Origin of the sequence: Massilia sp. (genome assembly GCF_046293535.1) — a bacterium.
GTDB lineage: Bacteria > Pseudomonadota > Gammaproteobacteria > Burkholderiales > Burkholderiaceae_D > Telluria.
The window spans coordinates 1-21,785 of sequence record NZ_JBKBOV010000031.1; the positions used below are offsets into that span (position 1 = coordinate 1).

General features: G+C 65.8%; 15 protein-coding genes and 3 tRNA genes. 5 read left to right on the forward strand and 13 right to left on the reverse strand.

The features are described from left to right. From ACK4S9_RS16030 to ACK4S9_RS16065, 8 genes are all read right to left on the reverse strand, one after another. Nucleotides 1-1,515, reverse strand: a 1,515-nt coding sequence (locus ACK4S9_RS16030; protein WP_409727435.1) for a PAS domain S-box protein, incomplete at its 3' end; no start/stop codon positions are given. After that, a complete protein-coding gene (locus ACK4S9_RS16035) occupies nt 1,512-2,591 on the reverse strand; it encodes a 5-methyltetrahydropteroyltriglutamate--homocysteine methyltransferase (protein WP_409727438.1) in 1,080 nt (359 codons plus the stop codon). The genes ACK4S9_RS16030 and ACK4S9_RS16035, both read right to left, overlap by 4 nt. Nucleotides 2,592-2,687: 96 nt before the next feature. Continuing rightward, nucleotides 2,688-3,524 (reverse strand): response regulator, encoded by an 837-nt coding sequence (locus ACK4S9_RS16040; RefSeq protein ID WP_409727441.1) that lies wholly within the window; start codon nt 3,522-3,524, stop codon nt 2,688-2,690. Nucleotides 3,525-3,648: 124 nt separating this feature from the next. Continuing rightward, complete coding sequence (locus tag ACK4S9_RS16045) at nt 3,649-4,701, reverse strand: hypothetical protein (RefSeq protein WP_409727444.1); 1,053 nt, start codon at nt 4,699-4,701, stop codon at nt 3,649-3,651. 168 nt (nt 4,702-4,869) lie between these two features. Continuing rightward, a complete protein-coding gene (locus ACK4S9_RS16050; protein WP_409727447.1) occupies nt 4,870-5,955 on the reverse strand; it encodes an HlyD family secretion protein in 1,086 nt (361 codons plus the stop codon). Further along, nucleotides 5,952-8,060, reverse strand: coding sequence for a hypothetical protein (locus ACK4S9_RS16055; protein WP_409727450.1), 2,109 nt, complete (start codon nt 8,058-8,060; stop codon nt 5,952-5,954). The genes ACK4S9_RS16050 and ACK4S9_RS16055 overlap by 4 nt, the downstream gene beginning before the upstream one ends. 1 nt (nt 8,061) lies before the next feature. Beyond that, nucleotides 8,062-9,390, reverse strand: coding sequence for a glycosyltransferase family 2 protein (locus ACK4S9_RS16060; RefSeq protein WP_409727453.1), 1,329 nt, complete (start codon nt 9,388-9,390; stop codon nt 8,062-8,064). A gap of 4 nt (nt 9,391-9,394) precedes the next feature. Beyond that, nucleotides 9,395-10,726, reverse strand: a complete 1,332-nt coding sequence (locus tag ACK4S9_RS16065) for a diguanylate cyclase domain-containing protein (RefSeq protein ID WP_409727456.1) — start codon at nt 10,724-10,726, stop codon at nt 9,395-9,397. A 391-nt stretch (nt 10,727-11,117) separates the two neighbouring features. Between ACK4S9_RS16065 and ACK4S9_RS16070 the strand changes: the two genes are divergently transcribed. The 4 genes from ACK4S9_RS16070 to ACK4S9_RS16085 all read left to right on the forward strand — a co-directional run bounded on the left by ACK4S9_RS16070 (nt 11,118) and on the right by ACK4S9_RS16085 (nt 14,845). Next, nucleotides 11,118-11,504, forward strand: a complete 387-nt coding sequence (locus ACK4S9_RS16070; protein ID WP_409727459.1) for a hypothetical protein — start codon at nt 11,118-11,120, stop codon at nt 11,502-11,504. A 439-nt stretch (nt 11,505-11,943) separates the two neighbouring features. Beyond that, complete coding sequence (locus ACK4S9_RS16075) at nt 11,944-12,183, forward strand: hypothetical protein (protein ID WP_409727462.1); 240 nt, start codon at nt 11,944-11,946, stop codon at nt 12,181-12,183. Nucleotides 12,184-12,356: 173 nt separating this feature from the next. Next, nucleotides 12,357-12,953, forward strand: coding sequence for a YfiR family protein (locus ACK4S9_RS16080; protein ID WP_409727466.1), 597 nt, complete (start codon nt 12,357-12,359; stop codon nt 12,951-12,953). Beyond that, nucleotides 12,953-14,845 carry an ATP-binding protein gene (locus tag ACK4S9_RS16085; protein WP_409727469.1) on the forward strand — a complete coding sequence of 631 codons (1,893 nt, stop codon included), beginning with the start codon at nt 12,953-12,955 and terminating at the stop codon, nt 14,843-14,845. Before ACK4S9_RS16080 ends, ACK4S9_RS16085 begins: the two co-directional genes overlap by 1 nt. A 114-nt stretch (nt 14,846-14,959) precedes the next feature. Here the strand turns inward: ACK4S9_RS16085 and ACK4S9_RS16090 are convergent, their stop codons facing one another. The 4 genes from ACK4S9_RS16090 to ACK4S9_RS16105 form a co-directional block, all read right to left on the reverse strand. Then, a complete protein-coding gene (locus ACK4S9_RS16090) occupies nt 14,960-15,505 on the reverse strand; it encodes an FxDxF family PEP-CTERM protein (RefSeq protein ID WP_409727472.1) in 546 nt (181 codons plus the stop codon). A 497-nt stretch (nt 15,506-16,002) separates the two neighbouring features. Then, nucleotides 16,003-16,079: transfer RNA gene (locus ACK4S9_RS16095), tRNA-Arg, on the reverse strand. 375 nt (nt 16,080-16,454) lie between these two features. Further along, a tRNA-Arg gene (locus ACK4S9_RS16100) sits at nt 16,455-16,531 on the reverse strand. A gap of 138 nt (nt 16,532-16,669) precedes the next feature. Beyond that, a tRNA-Arg gene (locus ACK4S9_RS16105) sits at nt 16,670-16,746 on the reverse strand. 157 nt (nt 16,747-16,903) lie between these two features. On the opposite strand from ACK4S9_RS16105, the gene ACK4S9_RS16110 reads away from it, so the two are divergent. Further along, on the forward strand, nt 16,904-20,788 hold the full coding sequence (locus ACK4S9_RS16110) for a two-component regulator propeller domain-containing protein (RefSeq protein WP_409727475.1): 3,885 nt from the start codon (nt 16,904-16,906) through the stop codon (nt 20,786-20,788). A gap of 1 nt (nt 20,789) precedes the next feature. Here the strand turns inward: ACK4S9_RS16110 and ACK4S9_RS16115 are convergent, their stop codons facing one another. Continuing rightward, nucleotides 20,790-21,737 (reverse strand): D-2-hydroxyacid dehydrogenase, encoded by a 948-nt coding sequence (locus ACK4S9_RS16115; RefSeq protein WP_409727478.1) that lies wholly within the window; start codon nt 21,735-21,737, stop codon nt 20,790-20,792. Nucleotides 21,738-21,785: the final 48 nt, after the last annotated feature.

The window sequence follows — 21,785 nt, forward strand, 5'->3', positions numbered from 1 at the left end:
GCGCAGTTCCGGCGGATACAGCGTGCCGACGCGCGGTTCGCCGAAGCTCTGGAACTCGCTCGAGGTGGCCCCGGACAGCGTGACCATCGTGAACAGGGTGCCGTCGCCTTCCTGGCCGTAGTGGATGAAGGCGCCGAAGCGCGCGCCGCTGACCCCCAGCGCCGCCTCGGTGGCCGCGCGCAGCAGCGAGCGCAGGTCGCGGGTCGAGGCCAGGATGCTGCCGGTATTGTTGAGCAGCTCGAGCACGTGCGATTCGTCGCGCAACGCCTGCTCGGCGCGCTTGACCTGGTCGACGTCGGTATTCGTACCGAACCAGCGCACCACGCGGCCGTCGGCGTCGCGCACCGCGCTCAGGCGCGTCAGGTGCCAGCGGTAGCTGCCGTCGGCGCCGCGCAGCGGGAACTCCATCTCGAAGGGTTCGCCGCTGCGGATGGTCTCGCGCCAGCGACCCATCACCGCGGGCAGGGTGCCGGGCTCGATGGTTTCCTGCCATCCCCAGCCCACGCTCTGCTCCGGCGTGCGCCCGGTGTACTCGTACCAGCGGTCGTTGAACCAGACGATGCCGCCGTCGGTGCCGGCCATCCAGGCCAGCTGCGGGATCGTGTTGGCCAGCGCGCGCAGCAGTTCCTCGCTCTGGCGCAGGGTGTCTTCGGCGCTCTTGCGGCCGCTGATGTCCTGCACCACGCCGGTCATGCCGACCAGGGATTCCTGGCCCTTGCGCTCGGCGTAGTCGGGCCGACCGACCAGGGCCACCCAGCGCGCGGCCTGGTGTCCGGAGGCGCCGGTGGCGACCCGGCATTCGATGTTCAGGTCGGCCCGCGCCTCGAAGGCCTTGAGCACGGCGCGCCGCACCTGGATGCGGTGCTCGGGATGCAGGCGCGCGCGCAGTTGCGGCCAGGGCAGCGGGGTCTCGGCCGGCAGGCCCAGGATGCCGGCCGCGCGCGGACCCAGGATCACGCGGTCGAGCGCCGCATCCCAGCGCCAGTCGCCCAGGCGTCCGGCCGCCAGCGCCACCTGCAGGCGGTTGTTGTTCTCGACCAGGGCCTGCTGGTCGAGCTTGCGCTGGGTGATGTCCTGGAAGTACAGAGTGAGGCCGTCCGGAGAAGGGTGCAGGCGCATCTCCAGCCAGCACTGCAGGCGCACATAATAGAAGTCGCGCACCACCGTTTCGCGGCGCTCCATGGCGCGCCGGCAGTCTTCCGCCACCGAGGTGCCGTGCAGGTCCTCGAACTCGTCCCACAGGTTCTTGCCGACCAGGCCCGTGCGGTGCTTGTCCAGCGGCGCGATCATGTCGAGGGCGCGCCCGTTGATGTAGGTGATGCGCCAGTCGCGGTCGACCGCGCAGAAGCCGTCGGACAGGCTCTCGAGCATGTTTTCCATGCGTTCGTTGGCGCGGCGCAGCGCTTCCTGGGCGGCCAGCAGTTCTTCCTCGGCGCGCTGGCGCGCCGCCAGCACGCTCTGGGCGTTGCGCAATGCGGCCGAACGCATCATCTCGATTTCGTGCTCGTCGCTCACGCGGCGCCCTCCAGCAGTGCGCTTGCCAGGCGCGTGCCCTCGACCCGGGCCCGTATCTTGGCGAAGGCGGTGGCGCGGCTGACGCTGTCGTCGTCGAAGAAGGGGGCGAAGCCGGCATCGTCGGTCGTGCCCAGGCGCGGCGGCGCGAGGTAGCGCGCCGCCAGCAGCACCCGGTCGCGCACCTGCGCCGCGCTCTCGATACGCGCGTCGAAGGGATCGACCACGCCGACGAACACGCGCTGTTCGGGACGCGCGTAGTCGCGCGCGATGCGCAGCACGCGTTCGGGGTCGGGCTGGCCGGCCATCGCGATATAGAAGCTGCCGGCGCGGATCTCGAACAGCGCCGGCAGCAGTTCGGCATAGTCGACGCCGTCCGCGCCGCCGTGCGGGGCGCGGATGCCGGCGGCCGACACGTGCAGCCCGATCCGGGCGCGTTCGGCCGCGGTAAAGCGCGCCAGGGCCATGTTGTTCAGGTGGACGAAGCTGGCCAGCAGGGCGCCGCTCGGGTCCAGCCGCATCGCCAGCGGGCCTTCGGCGAAATCGATCTGCACCTTGTGGGCGCCGGCGTCCAGGCAGCGCCGGATCTCGGTCTCGTGTTCGCGAACCAGGTCGTCGAGAAACTGTTCGCGCGGATAGCCTTCCAGGCCGTCGGGCGGGTAGAGCAGCGACAGCGCCGAGGGCGAGATGATGGCCTGCTTGATCTGCGTGAACGGCCGGGTCGCATGGCGCTGCGCCGCGCGCAGGTACTGGTCGGCGTAGCACTGGTAGCGCAAGGGACCGTGCGTCAGGCGCGGCATGCGGTGGCTGGTGAGGCCGGAACCGGTCTGCACGGGAATGCGGAAGCCGTCCGGCGCGGTATTGGCCGCGCCCCGGAGCGGATAGCTCCAGAAGTTCTCGAACTTGCCCTGCTCGCCGTCGCTGATGACGCTGGCCCCGGTGGCCTCGAAATCGGCCACGGTCGCGCGCACCGCCGCCTCGAGCAGGGGCGCGAGCTCGCCCGTCGTGGCGCCGGCGCGGATCGCGGCGACCAGTTCGGGCGGACGAGGAATGCTGCCGATCGGTTCAGTTGGAATCATCAGTGCTGGCATGTGGCCGGCGAGGCGCGCGGCTGCGCCTGGCCTGGTACGGGCCATTGTAGCCCAGCCGAAGCCTGCCGGCACGCGGCACTGGCCTCACCTGGCGGGCGCCGGCTGGCGCGCCACCTTGTCCAGGGCGTCCTGGAGCTGGTCGAGCTCGTAGGGCTTCTGGAGCGACAGATAGGGGAACTCGAGGTGGCGCAGCAGCGAGTCGCCATAGCCCGAGGCGAAGATCACCTTCAGCGCCGGATAGTCTTCGAGCGCGCGGCGCGCCAGGTCCACGCCGGACATGCCGGGCAGGCTGACGTCCGAGAACAGCACCTGGTAGCGCTGCTTGGCCAGCAGCGCGAGGGCGTCGTCCGGATGGGCCACGCCGTCGGCCTCGTGGCCGAAAGCCTTGAGCATCTCGCAGACCAGGTACTGGGAATCGAGGTTGTCCTCGACCACCAGGATGCGCAGGCCGGCATCCTCGGTTTCCGGCTCGTTCCCGGCCGCCATGGGGGTGGGCGGCGCCAGCAGGATATGGATGCCGCCGACACCGCCGTCGCCGCCGGGCAACGGGGTCAGGCGCAGGTCGCAGCGATGCTCGAGCGGGCCGTCGGCATGGCGGAAGCTGAGCAGCGTGTCGGCCACCACGCCCGGCTGTCCGGACCAGGCCTGCTGCAGGACTGGGCCGGCCGCCGATAGGGGCGGCGGCAGCACCGAAGGCACCGAGCCGCCCGGCACCCGGCCGCAGCCCAGGCCGGCCAGCGCGGCATAGGCGTCGTTGAAGACCAGCACGGTTTCGCGCCCCCACACCAGCAGGCCCGGCAGGGGAGAGTTGAGCAGCAGGTCGGCGGCCACGCGCAAGGGCGCGGGCCAGCGGGCGGGCTCGCCCAGGCTGCTTCCAGACCAATCATAGGAGCTAGCGGTGCGCGGATCGTGTTGGAGCATGGGCAGACTGTTGTAGGAACGAAAACATGGCGGCCATCCTACACCAAATGTGGCCGTATCGCCGCCTTCATTCGTGCGCCGTCCGCGCTACGCCCCGCGCTGCTTATTGCCCGGCAAAGGCAAGCTACATCCGCATCGAGCGAAACGCGCGGAAATCGTGGATCGCCAACCCGCCATAGCCGGTATTGGCGCCAAAGAAGTTATTAACCGATGCAAGATTACTTTCCATCCTGCTATAACCTTCCTCGCAGAACGTGATCTTGGCAGGCTCGAGATTGCATGTTGTTTCGACACCGATCATAGTCTGCTTTCCCTTCGACATGGCGTACGAAATCGGGTGCTCGGCGTGCGAAGTAATGCTGTCTTCGCCCATTGCGTAGTCGCGGTAGGCCATCAGGGTCGTGCCGTCTACGGTGTCGACCATCCAGTGAGAAAGTGAACGCGTGATGCCCTTGCGGGTAATGGCGACATATGCGTATCCCATTGCGATATCGGCATTGAGCGATAAATCGGATGTATTCGCCACTTTCATTTTGGCATAGAGGTCGATGAGTTGGTTGCCGAGCGAAACTTTATTCTGATTCCAATCGGGTAAGCCATGCGGTTCGATATCGAAGTGGAGTCCGCTCGGGCGCGCCCCGCTCAGCCCCGCGACGAATGCGCTGGCCTTCTTGACCATGTTCACTGCCATGTAATGATTTTCCGTACGCGACCATTCGGGCGCACCGAACAACAGCTCGACCTTGATCGAGCGGGACGCGGCGCGCTCGATGAATCCAGCCAGCAATGCAGGCTTGTTCAGCAATGCCTGACTGTGCAGGAAGATGACGTTGACCCTTCGCTGCGCAGCAAAATCCAGCATCGCCTTCTGCTTCGCATTCGTGCCGATGTCGCTGTCGAACCAGCTCCACATGGCGCGCGTGGCCGTGGCCGCGCTGGGGGCAACGGTGCTTGCAGTAGTCACCGACGCCAGTGTCAGGTTCGTCGCCGACGCGCTCGGCTGCACTGGTGCGGTGCCTTGCGGGACGTCATCCCGCTGCTGGGCGACGCGGAACGCCGGCAGGCTTTCGGACACGCCAATCGCGCTGTCAGGTGCAAGCGGCTCGACATTCGCGCCGCCACATGCTGCGAGTGCTATTGATAATGTTGCCAGGGAAATCGCTCGTTTGTAAAACATAATTCTGCACAGTAAGTTTCTGGAGGACGCACAGAATAACTTACTACACAGAAAAATATAGCGAGGAAATATCTAATATATTTTGATTGCTTATCGGTATCTTATAGCTGACCGATAATCCAATAGCCAAATGCAAATCGAATTAACATGATGAAATAAGAATTGGCATTATCGCATGGACTGCCCGGAAGCATAAAGCCGGTTTGCCAATGCGGTAGAGCCCTGACGATCACTGGGGAACAAATCGAATCTGACATCAACGGGCAAAATGTTGATGCGGTATCGCTCCGGCAGTGCCGGCACCGGGTCGAGCATCGCGATCAGCGAATGGTGGCGCACGACGAGGGGATTGGCGCGGTCCGCCGGCAGACGCTGAGCCGTGGCCTTGACCTCGGCCACCATGGCGCGGTGCGTGTAGCCGTCGAGGAAGCGAATTGTCGCCCAGCTACCGATGCTCGCGTCGGAAGCCGCCGACGGATCGACATAGACTTCGACCTTGGGCGCGTGCGCGGAACGCACGTCGGCAACCTCGGCGTTCTCGGCCAGCCATTCGCCGGGCTTCGGGAATACCTGGGTCACCGTACCGTCGCGTGGCGCCACCAGACGCAGGGAACGGATGCGCGCCTCGACCTCCGCCAGGCGCTCACGCAGGATGCCCAGCTGTGGGTCCTCGACCACGGTATCCGGCGCCGCGCTGGTGGGAATCGGGACACTGTCGCGGCGCGCCTGCAACAGGGCGGTGTAGGCTTCATCCAGTTCGGCTTTGGTAGCCGCCCCCATGTCCATCAGCGCGCGCAGGTCCCGGTATTGCTGCTCGCGTAGCGCCAGCAGAGGCCGCGCGGCCGGATTGGGAGGCACGGGCCGCGCCGTCGCGGAGCGCGCTCGCGCCTGCTGCTGCCGCTGAGCGTGGCCGAGGGCGGCCTGCAGCGCGTCCCGCTGTGACTCGAGCACTTCATTGCGCAACTGCGCGACGGTGTCCCCGGCATGTACGCTGTCGCCCTGGGACCGACTCTGCACCAGCCGTCCCGCAAGCGGCGTCTTCACGAGGCTGTGGTCGATCGCAACGAAGCCCGGCATGCTGACGAAGATCGCGTTGTAGACCACGCGTCCCAGGAACAGCAGCAGGGGCGCCAGCACCAGTACGATCAGGACGCGCCAGCGCCAGCTCGGCAGGCTGCGCTTGCTGGGTGCATAGTGAACGGCAAGCCCATTCGTTTCGAAGGCGGTCGGCGGTTGTTTGAAACTGATCTTCATGGCTTGGCTCCAAGAAATTGATCGAGCGATTGGACAAGAATGCCCCGGAAATTCGGCTCGCCTTGCAATGCCTCGCCGACTTCGCGCAAGGCGGCAAGCGCACGGTCCGGCGCCATGCGTCCATAGCTTTCCGCGCTGGGCAACTCACGTTCCACCGATTGCGCCAGGCTGATGCCGAGCCGGGGATGGGCCTGCAGGACGCGCGCCAGGAAAGCGGTGACGCTCGGCGCCTGGGTGCTGTAGTACATCACCGTGACCTCGTCCACGCCGCCTGCCGCCAGGTTGCGCAGCAGGGTGTCGCTGGCGTCGCGCGGATGCAGCGACATCCCGAGCGGCACACGGTGGGCGGCGCCGAGCCGGCGGGTCAGTGCCGTTATCCCGGCCTCCCAGCGCGGCTGCTGCGCTGGCGGGAGCTGGGACCGCTCGATATCCAGGTGCAGACCAGCGAAGGGAAGATCGCGCAGCTGGGCGAGCAGATGCAGCAAATCGGCATGGCCCTCCTCGAGCGCCCAGCTGGGCTCCCCGAGCAGCAGCTCAACCCGGATTCCCGCCTTGCGCGCCGCCTCGATGAAGGCGCCCAGCCGGTCGCGCACGGGTCCTGGCCGGGCAACGCGGGCGATCTCGTCGCGTGTCAGCGAAAGCAGGATGCGCTTCGCGGGCGGCAGGCTTTGCAGAACGCTTTGCGCAGGCGAAGTGGCAATGCGCTCGAACAGGTGCCAGGCGTACCAGCCCGGCTTGTCCGCGGCCGCGCCAGCGGCTGCCACGGGAGCCGCTGCCGGTGGTGCGGGAACGGGATCGGGACATGCCCGTCCCATGCCGAGTAGATCGGCCTCGCGCTGCGCTACCGCCAATCGGGCGCGGCCGGCTGCGCGCATTGCCGTGTAATGCGCATAGCGCTTCTGAACCAGGGTTTCCATGGCTGTCTCCCGCGCATGGGCCAGACGCAGCTCGGCGACGCGAATGCCTTCGGCTTCCGCGGATTCGCGCTGCATCAGGGTCGCAAGCCGTTGGCGGGCAATGCCGGCCTGGAGGACGACCTGATCGGCGCCCAGGCGGAAGTCGTTGCGGCGGGCTTCCAGTGCCAGTTCGGCTGCGCGCAGCTCGGCCGCGGCGAGACCGCGGCGCGCTGCGCGCCAGCGCTTCAGTTCGAAGGGAATGCTCACGTCGATGCTGACGGCGCTGCTGTAGCCGCTACGCCCGCCGGATTCCCTGAGCGCCGACTGTGACAAGCTGAGCCCGCCTTCGATCGCGTCCGTGCCCGCGACTCCTAGCGCACGGCGCCGTTCGGCGGCAAGGGCGGCGTGGTACGCAATATCGGGGTGCGCCTCGATCTGCGCCTGCAAGTGTGCGGCGGACAAGCATTGAACCTGGAAGGCGGGCGCCGCGAGTGCCGCCGGATCGACTTCAAGGCCGGTGATCAGCCTGATCGTCGTCACGGCGGACGTGGCCGCGGCTGCCGCATCCGCGGCGTCGTCCTCCGCTTCACTGAAGGTGGCCAGCAGGCGGGCACGCTCATCGGCGAGAACGAGGTGGCGGGCCTGGCGCGAATCCAGACTGCGCCGGCTGCCGGCCGCAGTCGCCGCATAGGCGCGTGCCCGAGCGAGGTCCAGATTGCGGTAGTACGCCTCGGCATAGGCATAGCGCAGGGCCTTCAGCACCTCCAGTTCCGCGGTCCTGTGCCGGTACTGCTGTGCGTTGGCGACGCCCTGCGCCTGGCGACCGCTCTCCTGCAGGGCCGTACGGCTTCCAAACAGCGGCAAGCGGATACCCAGCTGGGCAACGGCGCGTCCGCGCGCCGAAGGAATCGCGGTCAGCACCTGCTCGGCGCTGGATCCGGTCCCATCCGGTAGAAGATTGTCGATCCGGTAGCGCTCAGGACGCGTCGCGTCGCGACCGTGGGCGAGCGTCGCCGCGCCAAACAGGCGGATGCCGCTGTCGGAAGCGAGCTCTACCCGGGCATTGGCCGCCTCGCTCTCGGCGGCGGCCAGGCGCATCCGGTTGGAGTGGCCGATGCGCGCTTCCAGCTCCGCGAGCGTGGTCGCGGCGGCGATCGGCAACGTGCAGGACAGGATGCCTGCGAACAGCAAGGAGTGGAGTCGGCGCATGTCAGAATTTGCTCTTGCGTAGTACCCACCATGGCGCCATTGCCGAATCGAGATGGCCGCGGTTGGCGATTTCATTCAATATCCCAATGGCGGCAACGACCCGCGAAAAAAGGCTGAAGAGGGGATAAATCGGAAGGAACAGGAAGTACAAGGCATCTTTTGTCGGTCGTTCCGAAACGAGTAGCCAGAATGCGCTGAACAGCATTATCAGGAATATCAAATAAACGAGATAGACGAATGCGAGTATTCCCAGGACAATGCCGGTGTCATAGCGCCAGAACAGGATTCCCAGGTAAACAATGATCAAGAAAGGCATGCAGATCTGGAATAAGACGCCGCCCACCAGATGGGAAAAGAAATTCGGCCATCCCAAAAGCGATGGGCGCAGGTTCCTACCGTATTTTCGGAAATAAATATAGAATAAATCTCCGTCCCACCTGATGCGCTGCCAGAAGAATGCGGTCAAAGTGGCGGGCGCATCCGTATGGCCGATGACGCGCGGATCGAATACGATGCGCAGGCCGGGATGTTGACTGCACAATTGTTTCAGGCGCTGTGTCATGTCGAGATCTTCAGCGGTGCCGGCGTCCCATCCAAGCACTTGGCGTAATATATCGGCGCGAAATATGCCGAATGCGCCGGAGATATTATTGATGATCCCGAATTCGGCCAGCCCGGTCTTTCCCCCGCTGATCGATACCAGGTATTCGACAGCCTGCAACCGGGTCACCAGCGAGGAGCCCGCATTGCGGACGCGCAGGTTGCCCGATACCGCAATCACGCCGGGATCGAGGAAATGCGCTGCAGCTCGGTACACCATGTCGGGATCGAAGGAGGTATCGCCGTCGAGCGCCATGACGATATCGCCGGTGGCGATCGACATTCCCGAATTCAGCGACGACACGCGTCCTCCACGCTGCCATTTGGGCAGAACGATCAGTCGGCGCTGCGGCGTCCGGTCCGCCTGGGACTGGCAATCGCGCGCGGCGGCCAGGGTCTCCAGGTTCTGGCGCGCGCCATCGATCACGGGGATGATTTCGATCTCTCCCGGATAGTCCTGGTTTAGCAGGGAAATGATCGTATGCTGGACGTCGCGCCCCTCCGAGTAACAGGTGATCACGCAGGAGACCCTCCGGAAGCGCCGCGGCACGACGGCCGGAGCGGCATTCTGGACAATGCCGTAACGGACGATGCCAAAAATTACGGTAAGAAACAGCGGTAGTTCGAGGAAGATCGCGAAGGGGATGAAGCGCCACAAGGTTTCGAACCAGGTCGACGCGAACACGCCTTGCAGTACGGTCAGGAAGCTGATCAATGCGGTATAGAGCATGGCATCAGGACGCAAGCAATTTATTCATGATCGCGCGCGAGTCGTCATGCTCGCCCAGGTCGCGGGGGGAGTGAAAGGTCCGAATCCTGACCTCCAGTGTCGGTCCGGCCGGCTCATCGCCTGAGCGCGCCAGCTGGCGGAGTCGGGCTGCCGCGGTGTCGGGCGCGCTCGAGGGCAGCAGGAGCCAGATCCGCTCTTGCGAATCATTGCTGGAGACATCGCAATCACGAATGACGTGCCGGAGACGCTCGCCGAATTCCGTCAGCATCAGGCTTGCGCGATGCGATCCGTAGGTGTCCAGCAGTTCGCCGATGTTTCCGATTTCGATCAGGACCACACTGAATTCGAAAGACCGATAGCGCCGCTGGGTACTCGACCACCAGCCAAGCAGTTGGCGGAATTGTCCTGGTACTACATGGCGTGCATCCTGCGCTTCGGAATAGCTCAGGGGGTGGCCTTGCCGAATCGATGCGAGGCCTTGTTCACCGAGGTTCAGGGCATAGACCTCGGCAACGTCGAGTTGATCGGGACTGTCGATACCGCCGCAATCGTAGCAGCGCCCGACCACAGGCGCGTCCATGGCCGCGCCACCACAGTGCAAGCAGGCGTATTGCGCCATGGGCAAGTCGTAGTCGACGCCGATATGCCGCAAGCGCGCATCGCATTTCGGGCAGGAAAGGATGCCTCCGACCTGAAAGTTTTCCTTTCGGGCAACGTGACCGCATGCGAAACAATGCAGCGAAGGCGCGTGCTGGACCTCGATACTCTGGCAAGACGGGCACACTTCGACATAAGACAGGTGAGCGCTGCCGCAGTTGCGGCACAAACGGATGCGATCGACCAGGCGGGCCGCCCGAAGAAGACCGCTGACGACATGGCGCGCCAGCACCTGTGGCGAGTCGAGTTCCGGGCTCAGCACCTGCAACAGCGGATAGACGTAGCGTGACTTGCTGGCGCGGTCGAGCACCGGAGCGAGCTCGTAGCCTTTTCTGATAGCCATGAAGAACAACAGCTTCTCGATATCCTCGAGATCGTCCGGCCCGATACGGGCCTGCTTGACGGCGAAATTGAGCTGTTTGGCCCTCCGGCCCGCATCCTGAATATCGCAACAACCATCGATCAGGGGTGATGCATTCGGAATTTCCGTGAAAAGCTGGCGGTACCAGATTGCCGAAGTGCGCATCTCTTTTGCGAGCGCGTGAATATCGCCGTCCCATGATCTGGAAACCCATATCGCATCCGGATTCAATCCGGATGTCTGGATGGCCTGCCAGGATTCGAAATTGATGCATTCGGCATCGGATATGCTCCGATCGTTCGAAAGGATTGCCAGCACAATGCGCCTCCCTAGTGGATACGGTTTCTGTAGAAGTTATACCGGGCGACGCATCCCGGTAACCAATTATAGGCGGGCTGGAGCGCTTGCTAGTCAAGTATTTACATCGCTTCGCGGATTATGTCTATAAAAAGCCACTCGTCGTTACCGGGAATGGTGCCGGTAATCAAGGCCGCATGGCGCCAGCCTCTATGTCAATAAAGAAATAATGATCCACGAACAGATTCGATTGCGCTGAATCCGATATTTTCATTGTTTTTTATCGGAATCCGGATTATGTTCATATTCGCCAATTCGAACAGTCGGCTCATTAACTGCGGCTCGGCATCGGCGTTATGGTGGAGGGCGAATGGCAGGGTCCAGGGCGGCGGCAGAGAGAAGGGAATTCGGCTTGCGCCTGACAGCGGCGCTGGCGGCGGCCGGCGTTCCGGCGAACCCGGGGCTGCTGCTGGCAGCATTCAACCGACTCGACCCGCGTATGCAAGTGACCGTCTTCGCGGTAAGGAAATGGCTGTCGGGTGGCGCTATTCCTACTCAGGAAAAGCTGCAGCTGTTGGCGGACTGGCTTGGCGTGAGCAAGCAATGGCTGCGCTTTGGCGAAAGCGGCCCGGCGGAATGGCAAGCTTGCCAGTCTGGCGCCGGTCTGCTTCCCCGCGACAAACGCCTGCTGGACGACGTCCACCGGCTCGATGAACTTTCACGTCAGGTCCTGGAGGATCTGGTCACTTCATTGTTATTGCATTTTCCGTCCCGCAGCGTTCGCGTGGATCCAGAGTAGGAAGTCGCCGGATCGTTCCCCGGTACCAGGGCAACAGCGGGTTCGCCAGCGATGTCATGCAATCCGAGCGCTGAGCCTTAGGCCTGGCAGGCACGCCAGGGCGGGGGCACATGGCCGCCGCATCGGTTCCCCGGGCTCGGTCCAGGTGGGCCATCGGCTCAACTCCTCAGTCCAACGTCTTTCCGGAGCGCGTGCAGCGCCCAAAAAAAAACCCGCTTCCAGGAAGCGGGCTGAATCTATTTCCTTGGAGGAGAATAGAGGAGACAGGAAGCATGATGCTGCACTGCCGCAAATCCGTCCAATTTATATTTCAAATGACTGCCATCAAGATTATTGATGAGCCGGGTTTGTCAACCATGCCGTGGCGTCGCCGCGACGCCAGCCTGGCGCGAGGCGCGCACGCTTGGTGCATGGGTGAAAATGTTCTACGATGGCAACTATGTTCAAACCTTCCCGGCTTGCCTGCGCTTGTGCGGCACTGTTTTTGCTGCACACAGGCGGCAGGCTTGCCGCTGTCCGCCCCAGCCAGGCGCAGGACGAGCGCCTCGTGCTTGCGCGGGAAGACCGCGCGTTTGATCGGCTAGCCGGCCTCGCGTCGATCAGGGTGTCCGGCGCCTACGGCCGCGCGCCCATGCGCGTCGGCCAGCGCGACGAAGCCGCCGATGCCGGGCTATCATGAACCCGGCCTCCGCGTGGCGTGCCAGGCAGGTCCCGGCGTCGAACTGGCCCTTGCTGGCGACAACCTGCTGCATGCCCGCCATCCCGAGTTCGGGGCGGCGGGCATGCGCCAACTCGCTGAACGCCCTGTGTTTGCCAGCGCAACGCTGTGATTCTGAAAGCTCCATGACAAGAATGAAAACAAAGCTCCCCGACCGCATGCGACGCCGCCTGGCCTGCCGGGCGCTGGCTCTACCGTTGCCGCTGTTGCTGGCGGCCGCAGTGACGGCGCCGCGCGCGCTGGCGGATGTGGGCGGGGCCCAGGCGCTCGAGCGCCGCGTCAAGGCGGCCTTCCTGTACAAATTCCTCGGCTATGCCGAATTCCCGGCGCACGCCTTCGTCGACCCGAGCGGACCGCTGACGATCGCCGTGGTCGGCTCGGAGGACATGGCGGCCGAACTGGCGCGCATCGCCAGCGGCCGCATGGTCGCGGGACGGCCGATCGCGGTGCGGCAGGTCGCCATGAACGAGGCGCCGCCGGCCGTGCACCTGCTGTTCGTGGCCGGCAGCGACGGCGAACGGGCCGGCCGGGTGCTGCGCGCCGCCCCGGGCGCCTACCTCACCGTCACCGAATGCGACGGCGGCCTGCGCCATGGCAGCGTCATCAATTTCCGCATCGTCGACCAGCGCGTGCGCTTCGACGTGTCGCTCGATGCCGCCGAGAAGAAGAACGTCAAACTCAGTTCGCGCCTGCTGACCGTGGCGAACCGGGTGCAGAAGGGAGGATCGTGATGAGCATGCACGATACCGGTTCGGTCCGCAGCAAACTGATCCTGATGGCGGTGGCGACCACGATCGTCGCGCTCCTGACGGCCGCCATCGCCATGATCGTCGTCGACGCGCGCACCTTCCAGCGCGTCTGGATCGACGACCTGAGCACCCAGGCCGACATCGTCGCCGACGTCGCCGCCTCGGCGGTGTCCTTCAACGACAGCAGTGCCGCCGCGCGTAGCCTCGCGGTGCTGCGCGTGCGTCCGCAGATCATGGCCGCCGCCATCTATACCAACAGCGGCCAGCGCTTCGCCACCTACGCCAAGGCGGGAACGGAAGCTTCCTTCCCGGCGCGCGCGGAAGCGCCCGGCCACCGCATGGAACGCGGCGAACTGGAGGTGTTCCGCCCCATCGTCGAGAACGGCGAACCGCTCGGCACGGTCTACCTGCGCTCGCGCTTCGGGCTGCTGGACCGGGTGCTCAGCTACGGCGCCATCCTGGGCGGCGTGATGCTGGGCGCGCTCGTGATCGCGGCCCTGGTGGCATCGCGCCTGCAGGCCTCGATCACCCGCCCGCTGCAGGCGGTGACGAACGTGGCGCGCCAGGTGATGCTGCGGCGCGACTTCAGCTTGCGCGTGCCCGGCAGGGAAAAGGGCGAGATCGGGGTGCTGGTGGAAGCCTTCAACGACATGCTGGCCGAAATCGGGCGCCGCTCGGACGCGCTGCAGGCGGCCAACCGCACGCTCGAACACGAGATGACGGTGCGCGAGCGCGCCGAGCAGGCCTTGATCGTGGCCGACCGCAGGAAAGACGAGTTTCTGGCGACCCTGGCGCACGAATTGCGCAATCCGCTGGCGCCGATCCGCACCGGCCTGGACATCCTGCGCATCCGCAGCGGCGACGCCCAGGCGACCCAGCGCGCCACCGACATCATGGAGCGCCAGTTGCGCCAGATGGTGCGCCTGGTAGACGACCTGCTGGACGTGTCGCGCATTAACACCGGCAAGTTCACCATCAAGATGGGGCGGGTGGAGCTCAAGGCCGTGGTCAACGACGCGCTCGAGGTGGTGCGCTCCTATATAGAACTGCACGGCCACGAACTGGTGATCGACCTGCCCGACCGTCCGGTCTTCCTGCACGGCGACGCGACGCGCCTGGCCCAGGTGCTGTCCAACCTCCTGAACAACGCCGCCAAGTACACCAACCGCGGCGGGCGCGTCACCCTCAGGGCAGGCGTCGAGGACCGCACCCTGGTGATGGAAGTGGCCGACACCGGCATCGGCCTGGCGCCCGAGATGCTCGACACGGTGTTCGAGATGTTCGTGCAGGTCGATTCGACGCTCGAGCGCAGCGTGGCCGGCCTGGGTGTCGGGCTGTCGCTGGCGCGCAAGCTGGTGGAGCTGCACGGCGGGACCATCGAGGCCAGGTCCGAGGGCCTGGGCCACGGCAGCCGCTTCATCGTGCGCCTGCCGATCGTGGTCGATCCGGAGCCGATCGCCAAGCCGACGCCGGCCGCCTTCATCAGCACCGAGTCCTACCGCATCCTGCTGGCAGACGACAACGTCGACTTCGTCAACAGCATCGGCGCGCTGCTCACGGCCATGGGCCACAGCGTGGTCATCACCCACAACGGGCCCGACGCGCTGGCGGCGGCGGCGCGCTTCTGCCCGGACTACGCTTTTCTGGACATCGGCCTGCCGCACATGTCGGGCTACGACCTGGCGCGCGGGATTCGCCGCCTGGCCTGCGGCTCGATGACGGTGCTGATCGCCGTCACGGGCTGGGGGCAGGAGAAGGACCGCCAACTGGCCTTCGAGGCCGGCTTCGATCACCACATGGTCAAGCCGGTGCGCTTCGAGCAGATCGAGGAGATCCTGGGCAACCGCAGCATCATCAAGAAGCTGCGTACCTGATTCCGGGGCGGCGCCGGGCAGGGCTCGGCCCGGTAGCCGCAGGCTGGCTTTGCGATGGACAAAAAAAACGGAAGCGCTTGCGCGCTTCCGTCGATTCAGTGAACCAGGAGGCTATCAGGCCTGCTTGGCTTTGCGGCGGCGTGCCAGGAAGCCCAGGATACCCAGGCCGCCCAGCATCATGCCGTAGGTTTCCGGTTCCGGAACCGGAGCCAGCATCACGGCGCCGCCGAACGAGGCGCCGGTATCCGACACCAGATTGCCGCTGACCTGCAGGTAGTAGTTACCGGCAACCAGGTTGTCGCTGGAGATGCTCCAGACGTCCATTGCGCCGCTCATCAGCGAGGAGCCGGTGGTGATCAGGGTGTCGTCTTCGCCATACAGCGCCAGGGCAGTGATGTCCAGGCCTTCGCTTTCGCTGCGGCTGATCGACGAGATGATCGCATCCAGGTTCATCGGCATGTCACCGGCGACCGTGAAGGTGAAGCGGTCTTCGAAGGTGTTGCCTTGGTTGTCGGCAGCGAAGGTGTCGCCGAAGAAGGCGGTGTTGTCGATCAGTTCGAGCGCCTGTGGGGAGTTGCCGATGACCTCTTGGGCCATGACGGCCGACGAGCCAAACGAAGCGGAAGCCAACACAATTGCAGCAATCAGAGATTTTTTCATTTCTTTCCTCGCATAGAATCAGCCGCGTCCTGCAGCCTGGGTTTCACGTATCGGGGAACTTCATGCTATCAAACGGGCAAAAAAAAGCACGTGGCAATGTGATTGAACGTTCAACTCGCGCCACGCATGCCACAAATCAAGATATTTCTGAGTGGACATGCTTTCGGGTGCCTCGTCATAGGAGAACTCGTCTCATTAGCGTTGATATGTAGAAAAAAATTCTCGAGTTGCTGAAAATATGTCAGCCCAGTCCTACAAAAACAGGAGGGGCTTTCCGGCGTCGAGCCCCCACGATTTCAGTCCGGTTTAATGAACGAAGCGTAGAAGTTGCTGGGTTTTAGGCGTTTTTGCTGAGTTACCCCAGCAGTGGACTCAAGCTTGGGCGTGCACGCGAACATGCATGCAAGAGAATGCGCCTACCGGCGTCGGAGAAGTGAAGAGGGAATGGCTGAAAAGAAAAATGGCCCAGAATCGCTTCTGAGCCATTTAAGAAAAGTTGGCGCGGCTGGCAGGAATCGAACCCACGACCCCTTGGTTCGTAGCCAAGTACTCTATCCAGCTGAGCTACAGCCGCCCGAGGCACGCATTATAGCAGCATTGGATGATTTGGCAAATCCCCCGATTCGTGAACCCAAGCTCATCCGGAGTGATCCCCCAGCCCCGTTGCGAGGAGCGGACGCCCGGTGAAGCATGGCGGCCGCGGGGAAGGGGGATCGAAAAGCGATGCTGCGGGATGAATCTTCTCAGAGCCGTCTTAGAAGGCGCTTAAGCACGCTTCATAAACCCCTGCCGATCTTGATGACGGGTTTGATGGAACGCCGGACCGGGAGCGCGACCGCGATGCCGGGTTCCACACCGCGCGGGCGTGGCGGATTGGGTGCCGCCGCAACATGCCGGCGCCCGGCAACGAAAAAAGGGACCAGATCTTTCGATCTGGTCCCTCATATTCTGGCGCGGCTGGCAGGAATCGAACCCACGACCCCTTGGTTCGTAGCCAAGTACTCTATCCAGCTGAGCTACAGCCGCCCGATGCAGGCATTATAGCAGGGTGTTTGCGTATTGCCAATGCCTCATTGGCGTCGCCGCCTTTGCGCGCTCCGGCAGGCCGATAACGGGCCGCAACGAAAAAAGGGACCAGATCTTGCGATCTGGCCCCTCATATTCTGGCGCGGCTGGCAGGAATCGAACCCACGACCCCTTGGTTCGTAGCCAAGTACTCTATCCAGCTGAGCTACAGCCGCCCGAGGCACGCATTATAGCAGCGCCTTCTTGTTTCCGGAAGCATCAATTTTTTTCCGTAGGCAAACCCGCTCTGGTAAATTAGCCGGGTTGGAATCTGATGAGACACCTATGTTTGCCTTGAAGCCGGGACCGCGCCTCGCTCTGCTCGTTCTATGTATGCTGTGCCTGTGGGCGGGTGGCGCCTCCGGCGCGCCGCGCAGCCTGCGCTTCGAGCGCCTGTCGATCGAGGAGGGCCTGTCGCAGCAGTCGGTGCTGACCATCCTGCAGGACCGCCGCGGTTTCATGTGGTTCGGCACCCAGGCCGGCCTGAACCGCTTCGACGGTTACCGCGTCACGGTGTATCGCAACGATCCGGCCGATCCCGGCAGCATTCCCGACAATTATGTGCTCGCCTCCTACGAGGACGAGCAGGGCAGGCTCTGGTTCGGCACCAAGGGCGGCCTGACACGCTTCGATCCCGCCACCGGCAAGTTCGCGCGCTTCGCGGCGCCCGCGAGCCCAGGCGCCAAGGCCCCTTACACCGGCAACCGCGCGGTGCTGGCGATCCAGCCCGCGCCCGGCGGCGGATTGTGGCTCGCCACGGGTGACGGCCTGCAGTACCTCGATCCCGCCAGCGGGCGCCTGCGCGCTTACCGCCATGACCCGGCCGATCCGCGCACCCTGCGCGACAACCGCGTCAACGCGCTGGCGCTCGACGGCCGCGGCCACCTGTGGATCGGCACCGCGGCAGGCCTGGACCGGCTCGCCCCCGGCGCCGACCGTTTCGAGCACCATGACCTCGACCCGGACGACCTCCAGCGCAATACCGTGCTGGCCCTGTCGATGGGGCCGCGCGACACGCTCTGGGTCGGCACCGCGACCGGACTGGAAGCCTGGCGCCTCGGCGACGGCGCGCCCGATGCGCAGCCGCAGCGGCGCCGCATCGGGCGCGAACTGGGCATGGAAGAGTCGCGCATCAATGCGCTGTACCACGATCGCGGCAACACCTTGTGGGTCGGCACCGAACTGGAGGGGCTGAAATGGCTGGACCCGGCGACCGGCCGCTTCCTCAGCTACCGCAACGACCCGGCCGACCCGCACACGCTGTCCGACAACCAGGTCAGTGCGATGCTGGTCGACCGCACCGGCACGCTGTGGGCCGGCACCCAGTTCGGCGGGGTCAGCCGCACCGACCTGGCCAGCGGCGGCTTCGCGCGCTATGGCGGCAACGAAGGCCTGGGACGGGCCAAGGTGCGCGCGATCGCCGAGGATCCGGAAGGGCGGGTATGGATCGGCACCACCGGCGACGGCCTGATGCGCCTGCCCCGGCCGGGCGGGCGCATCGAGCGCATCGGCCGGGGCGACCTGCCGGGCGAGGTGGTCAGCGCCGTGGCGCATGCGCGCGGCCGCACCTGGATCGGCACGCCGACCGGCCTGGCCTGGCGCGACGCCGCCGGACGATTCGGCCAGACGGGGCTGGGGGCGAGCCCGGGCGCCAACTATGTACAGGCGATCCACGCCGGACGCAGCGGCACGCTGTGGATCGTCACGCGCGGCGGCCTGGCCGCGCTGGTCCCCGGCCAGGCGCCTGCCCAGGACGTCGTGCGCACCTGGCGCCATGACCCCGACGACCCCGGTAGCCTGGGCGAGAACTACGGGTTCACGGCGCTGGAAGACCGCCACGGGATCGTCTGGATCGGCACCGAGACCGGCCTGGAACGCTACGACCCGGCAAGCGGACGCTTCACCCACTACCGCCACGACCCGCGCAACCCGAACGGCCTGCGCCACGGGCGCATCTATCACCTGATGGAATCGGCGCGCGGCGAACTGTGGGTCGGCACCGCCGGCGGCCTGCACCGCATGGAAAACGGCAAGGATGGGGTGCGCTTCCGTTTCTACCCGTTCAACAAGGGCCCCGAGGCGCTGCCGATCGGCGCGATGATCGAGGACGACCACGGCTTCGTCTGGGCCAGCACGACCGCCGGCATCACGCGCGTCGATCCGGCCACCGGCGCCACCAAGAACTACACCGCCAAGGATGGCCTGGTGGACGGTTCCTACTTCGTCGGCGCCGCCATGCGCAGCCGCGACGGCCAGTTCTGGTTCGGCGGCACCAGCGGCCTGACTTCCTTCATGCCGGATGCGGTGCGCGACAACCCCTATGCGCCGGAGGTGGTGATCACCGACTTCCTGGTGCTGAACCGCTCGCGCGCCATGCCAGATTTCCACGAGAAATCCGCCCTGACGCTGTCGCATCGCGACAGCGTGTTCACCCTCGAATTCGCGGCCCTGCACTATGCCGACCCGGACGGCAACCGCTATGCCTACCGGCTGGAGGGTTTCGACCAGGGCTGGGTCGACACCGATGCGCGGCGCCGCTACGCGACCTATACCAACCTCGACCCGGGCACGTATGTGTTCCGGGTGCGCGCCAGCAACAAGGACGGCGTCTGGAGCGCGCAGCCCGCCGCCCTCGCGATCACGATCACGCCGCCGTTCTGGAAGACCCCCTGGTTCCGCCTGCTCGCCGTGCTGGCCGTGCTGGCGCTGTTCACGGCCGGCTACCGCCTGCGCGTGCGCGGCCTGGTCGCGCAAAAGCTGCTGCTGGAGCAGGAGGTGGGCGTGCGTACCGTCGAGCTGCGGCGCCAGAAGGAATCGGCCGAGCGCCGCAAGCAGGAAATCGAGCAACAGAAGGAAGTGGTGGAGCAGGCGCATCGCAACATCGCGCTGCTGTCCGACATCGGGCGCGCGCTGACGGCGAACCTGGAACGCGAGGCCATCATGCGCACGCTCTACGAGCACGTGCACGCCTTGATGGACGCCAGCCTGTTCGCGGTGGTGCTGCGCCATCCCGAGCGCGGCATGCTGGAATATGCCTACGCCGTGGTCGACGGCGAGCGCCGCGAGGCCTTCGAGCTGCCCGAGGACCCGGAGCGCCACCTGGCCGCCTGGGCCATCGTGCGCGGGCGCGAAGTGCTGGCCGGCGAGCTTCCCGACGAGCTGCCGGATTATCTGCCGGCATTATCCGGCGCAGCGGCCATCCAGCATGCCTTGCCCTGCGCCTGGCGCGCCGGCATGGCGCCGCGTTCGCTGCTCCTGGTGCCGGTGCTGGTGGGCGAGCGCGTGCTGGGCGCACTGACGGTGCAGAGCCCGGCCGCGCGCGCCTATGGCCAGGTGCAGCTCGACATGTTCGAGACCCTGGCGGCCTATGTCGGCGTGGCGATCGACAACGCCAGCGCCTACCGCCAGCTCCAGGACACCCAGGCGCAGCTGGCGGCGCGCGAAAAGCTGGCCTCGCTCGGTTCGCTGGTGGCGGGGGTCGCCCACGAGCTCAATACCCCGATCGGCAACAGCCTCCTGATGGCCAGCACGCTGCAGGAGCGAACCGGCGACATCGCGGCGCGCTTCGACAGCGCCAGCCTGCGCCGCTCCGAGCTGGCCGACTACGTGGCGGCCTCGCGCGAGGCTTCCAGCCTGATCATGCGCAGCCTGCACAACGCGGCGGAACTGGTGAACAGCTTCCGCCAGGTCTCGGTGGACCAGGCCAGCGCCCAGCGGCGGCGCTTCGACCTGGCCCAGGCCTGCCAGGAGATCGTGGCCACCCTGATGAATACCGTGCGCCTGGCCGGGCACCGGCTCGACCTGGCGGTGGCGCCCGGCATCGTCATGGACAGCTACCCCGGCCCGCTCGGCCAGGTGGTGATCAATCTCGTCAACAACGCGCTGCTGCACGCCTTCGAGGGGCCGGGCGGCGGCATGCTGCTGGAGGCCGCGCCGTACGAGGGCGGGGTGCGCATCGTCTTCCGCGACGACGGACGCGGCATCCCGCCGGAACACCATTCGCGCATCTTCGATCCCTTCTTCACCACCCGCATGGGGCAGGGCGGCACCGGCCTGGGGCTGAACATCAGCTGGAACATCGTTACCACGCTGCTGGGCGGCTCGCTGCGGGTGGAGAGCGGCCCGGGACAGGGCACGGCCTTCATCCTCGCGCTGCCGCTGCGCGCGCCCGACCCGCAGCCGGCGCAGGCGGCGCCGGAAAGCGTCGGCGGACCGTAGTTCAGGCGACCACGTTGATGGGCCGGCCGGCGGCCCAGGCTTCGATGTTATCGACCAGCATGTCCGCCAGGGTCTGCATCGCCCCGCCGCTGGCCCAGGCCACGTGCGGCGTCAGGATGAAATTCGGCAGGCGCAGGCGCAGCAGCGGATTGTCGGGCCGCGGCGGCTCCTGGCTCAACACGTCGAAGCCGGCGCCGCCGATGCGCCCGTCCTGCAGGGCCGCGGCCAGCGCGGCTTCGTCCACCAGGCCGCCGCGCGCGGTGTTGATCAGGAGTGCATGGCGCCGCATCAGGCCCAGTTCGCGCGCGCCGATCAGGTGGCGCGTCGCCTCCGTCAGGGGCAGGTGCAGGCTGACCACGTCCGAGGTGGCCAGCAAGGCGTCGAGCGCCAGCTGGACGACGCCGGGATCGCCGATCGGCGAGCGCGTGGTGGCGGCGATCTCCATGCCGAAGGCGCGCCCGAGCTGCGCCACCTTGCGCCCCAGCGCGCCGTAGCCGACGATGCCGAGGCGGCTGCCGGCCAGGTCGCCGATCGGGTGGTCCAGCAGGCAGAAGCGGGTCGAGCGCTCCCAGCGCCCGGCCTCGACGTCGGCCGCGTAAGCCGGCAACTGGCGGCGCAGCGCCAGCAGCAGGGCGAAGCAGTGCTCGGGCACGGACACCAGGGAGTAGTTGCGGATGTTCGACACCACGATGCCGCGCGCCCGGCAGGCCGCGAGGTCAACGTTGTCGGTGCCGGTGGCGGCGATGGCGACCATCTTCAGGTCGGGCAGGCGTTCGATCGCGGCCGCCCGCAGCGGGACCTTGTTGGTGACGGCCACCGCGGCCCCGGCCAGGCGGTCCACGACCTGGTCTTCGCTGGTAGCGTCATGGTCGTGCCAATCGTGCGCGAAAGCGGGGGCGCGCACCCGGGCCTGCAGGCTGTCGCGGTCGAGGAAGACGATTCTGGGCATGGCGTGCTCGCAGGGGTGGTCAAAGCCACATTGTAGACGCCCTTCACG

What these genes read in the sequence shown, in the direction of transcription:
- ACK4S9_RS16040 (WP_409727441.1), bottom strand. Translation starts at nt 3,524, where the DNA reads ATGCTCCAACACGATCCGCGCACCGCTAGCTCCTATGATTGGTCTGGA.
- ACK4S9_RS16055 (WP_409727450.1), bottom strand. Translation starts at nt 8,060, where the DNA reads ATGCGCCGACTCCACTCCTTGCTGTTCGCAGGCATCCTGTCCTGCACG.
- ACK4S9_RS16080 (WP_409727466.1), top strand. Translation starts at nt 12,357, where the DNA reads ATGAAAACAAAGCTCCCCGACCGCATGCGACGCCGCCTGGCCTGCCGG.
- ACK4S9_RS16060 (WP_409727453.1), bottom strand. Translation starts at nt 9,390, where the DNA reads ATGCTCTATACCGCATTGATCAGCTTCCTGACCGTACTGCAAGGCGTG.
- ACK4S9_RS16045 (WP_409727444.1), bottom strand. Translation starts at nt 4,701, where the DNA reads ATGTTTTACAAACGAGCGATTTCCCTGGCAACATTATCAATAGCACTC.
- ACK4S9_RS16075 (WP_409727462.1), top strand. Translation starts at nt 11,944, where the DNA reads ATGTTCAAACCTTCCCGGCTTGCCTGCGCTTGTGCGGCACTGTTTTTG.
- ACK4S9_RS16035 (WP_409727438.1), bottom strand. Translation starts at nt 2,591, where the DNA reads ATGATTCCAACTGAACCGATCGGCAGCATTCCTCGTCCGCCCGAACTG.
- ACK4S9_RS16085 (WP_409727469.1), top strand. Translation starts at nt 12,953, where the DNA reads ATGAGCATGCACGATACCGGTTCGGTCCGCAGCAAACTGATCCTGATG.
- ACK4S9_RS16090 (WP_409727472.1), bottom strand. Translation starts at nt 15,505, where the DNA reads ATGAAAAAATCTCTGATTGCTGCAATTGTGTTGGCTTCCGCTTCGTTT.
- ACK4S9_RS16110 (WP_409727475.1), top strand. Translation starts at nt 16,904, where the DNA reads ATGCTGTGCCTGTGGGCGGGTGGCGCCTCCGGCGCGCCGCGCAGCCTG.
- ACK4S9_RS16115 (WP_409727478.1), bottom strand. Translation starts at nt 21,737, where the DNA reads ATGCCCAGAATCGTCTTCCTCGACCGCGACAGCCTGCAGGCCCGGGTG.
- ACK4S9_RS16050 (WP_409727447.1), bottom strand. Translation starts at nt 5,955, where the DNA reads ATGAAGATCAGTTTCAAACAACCGCCGACCGCCTTCGAAACGAATGGG.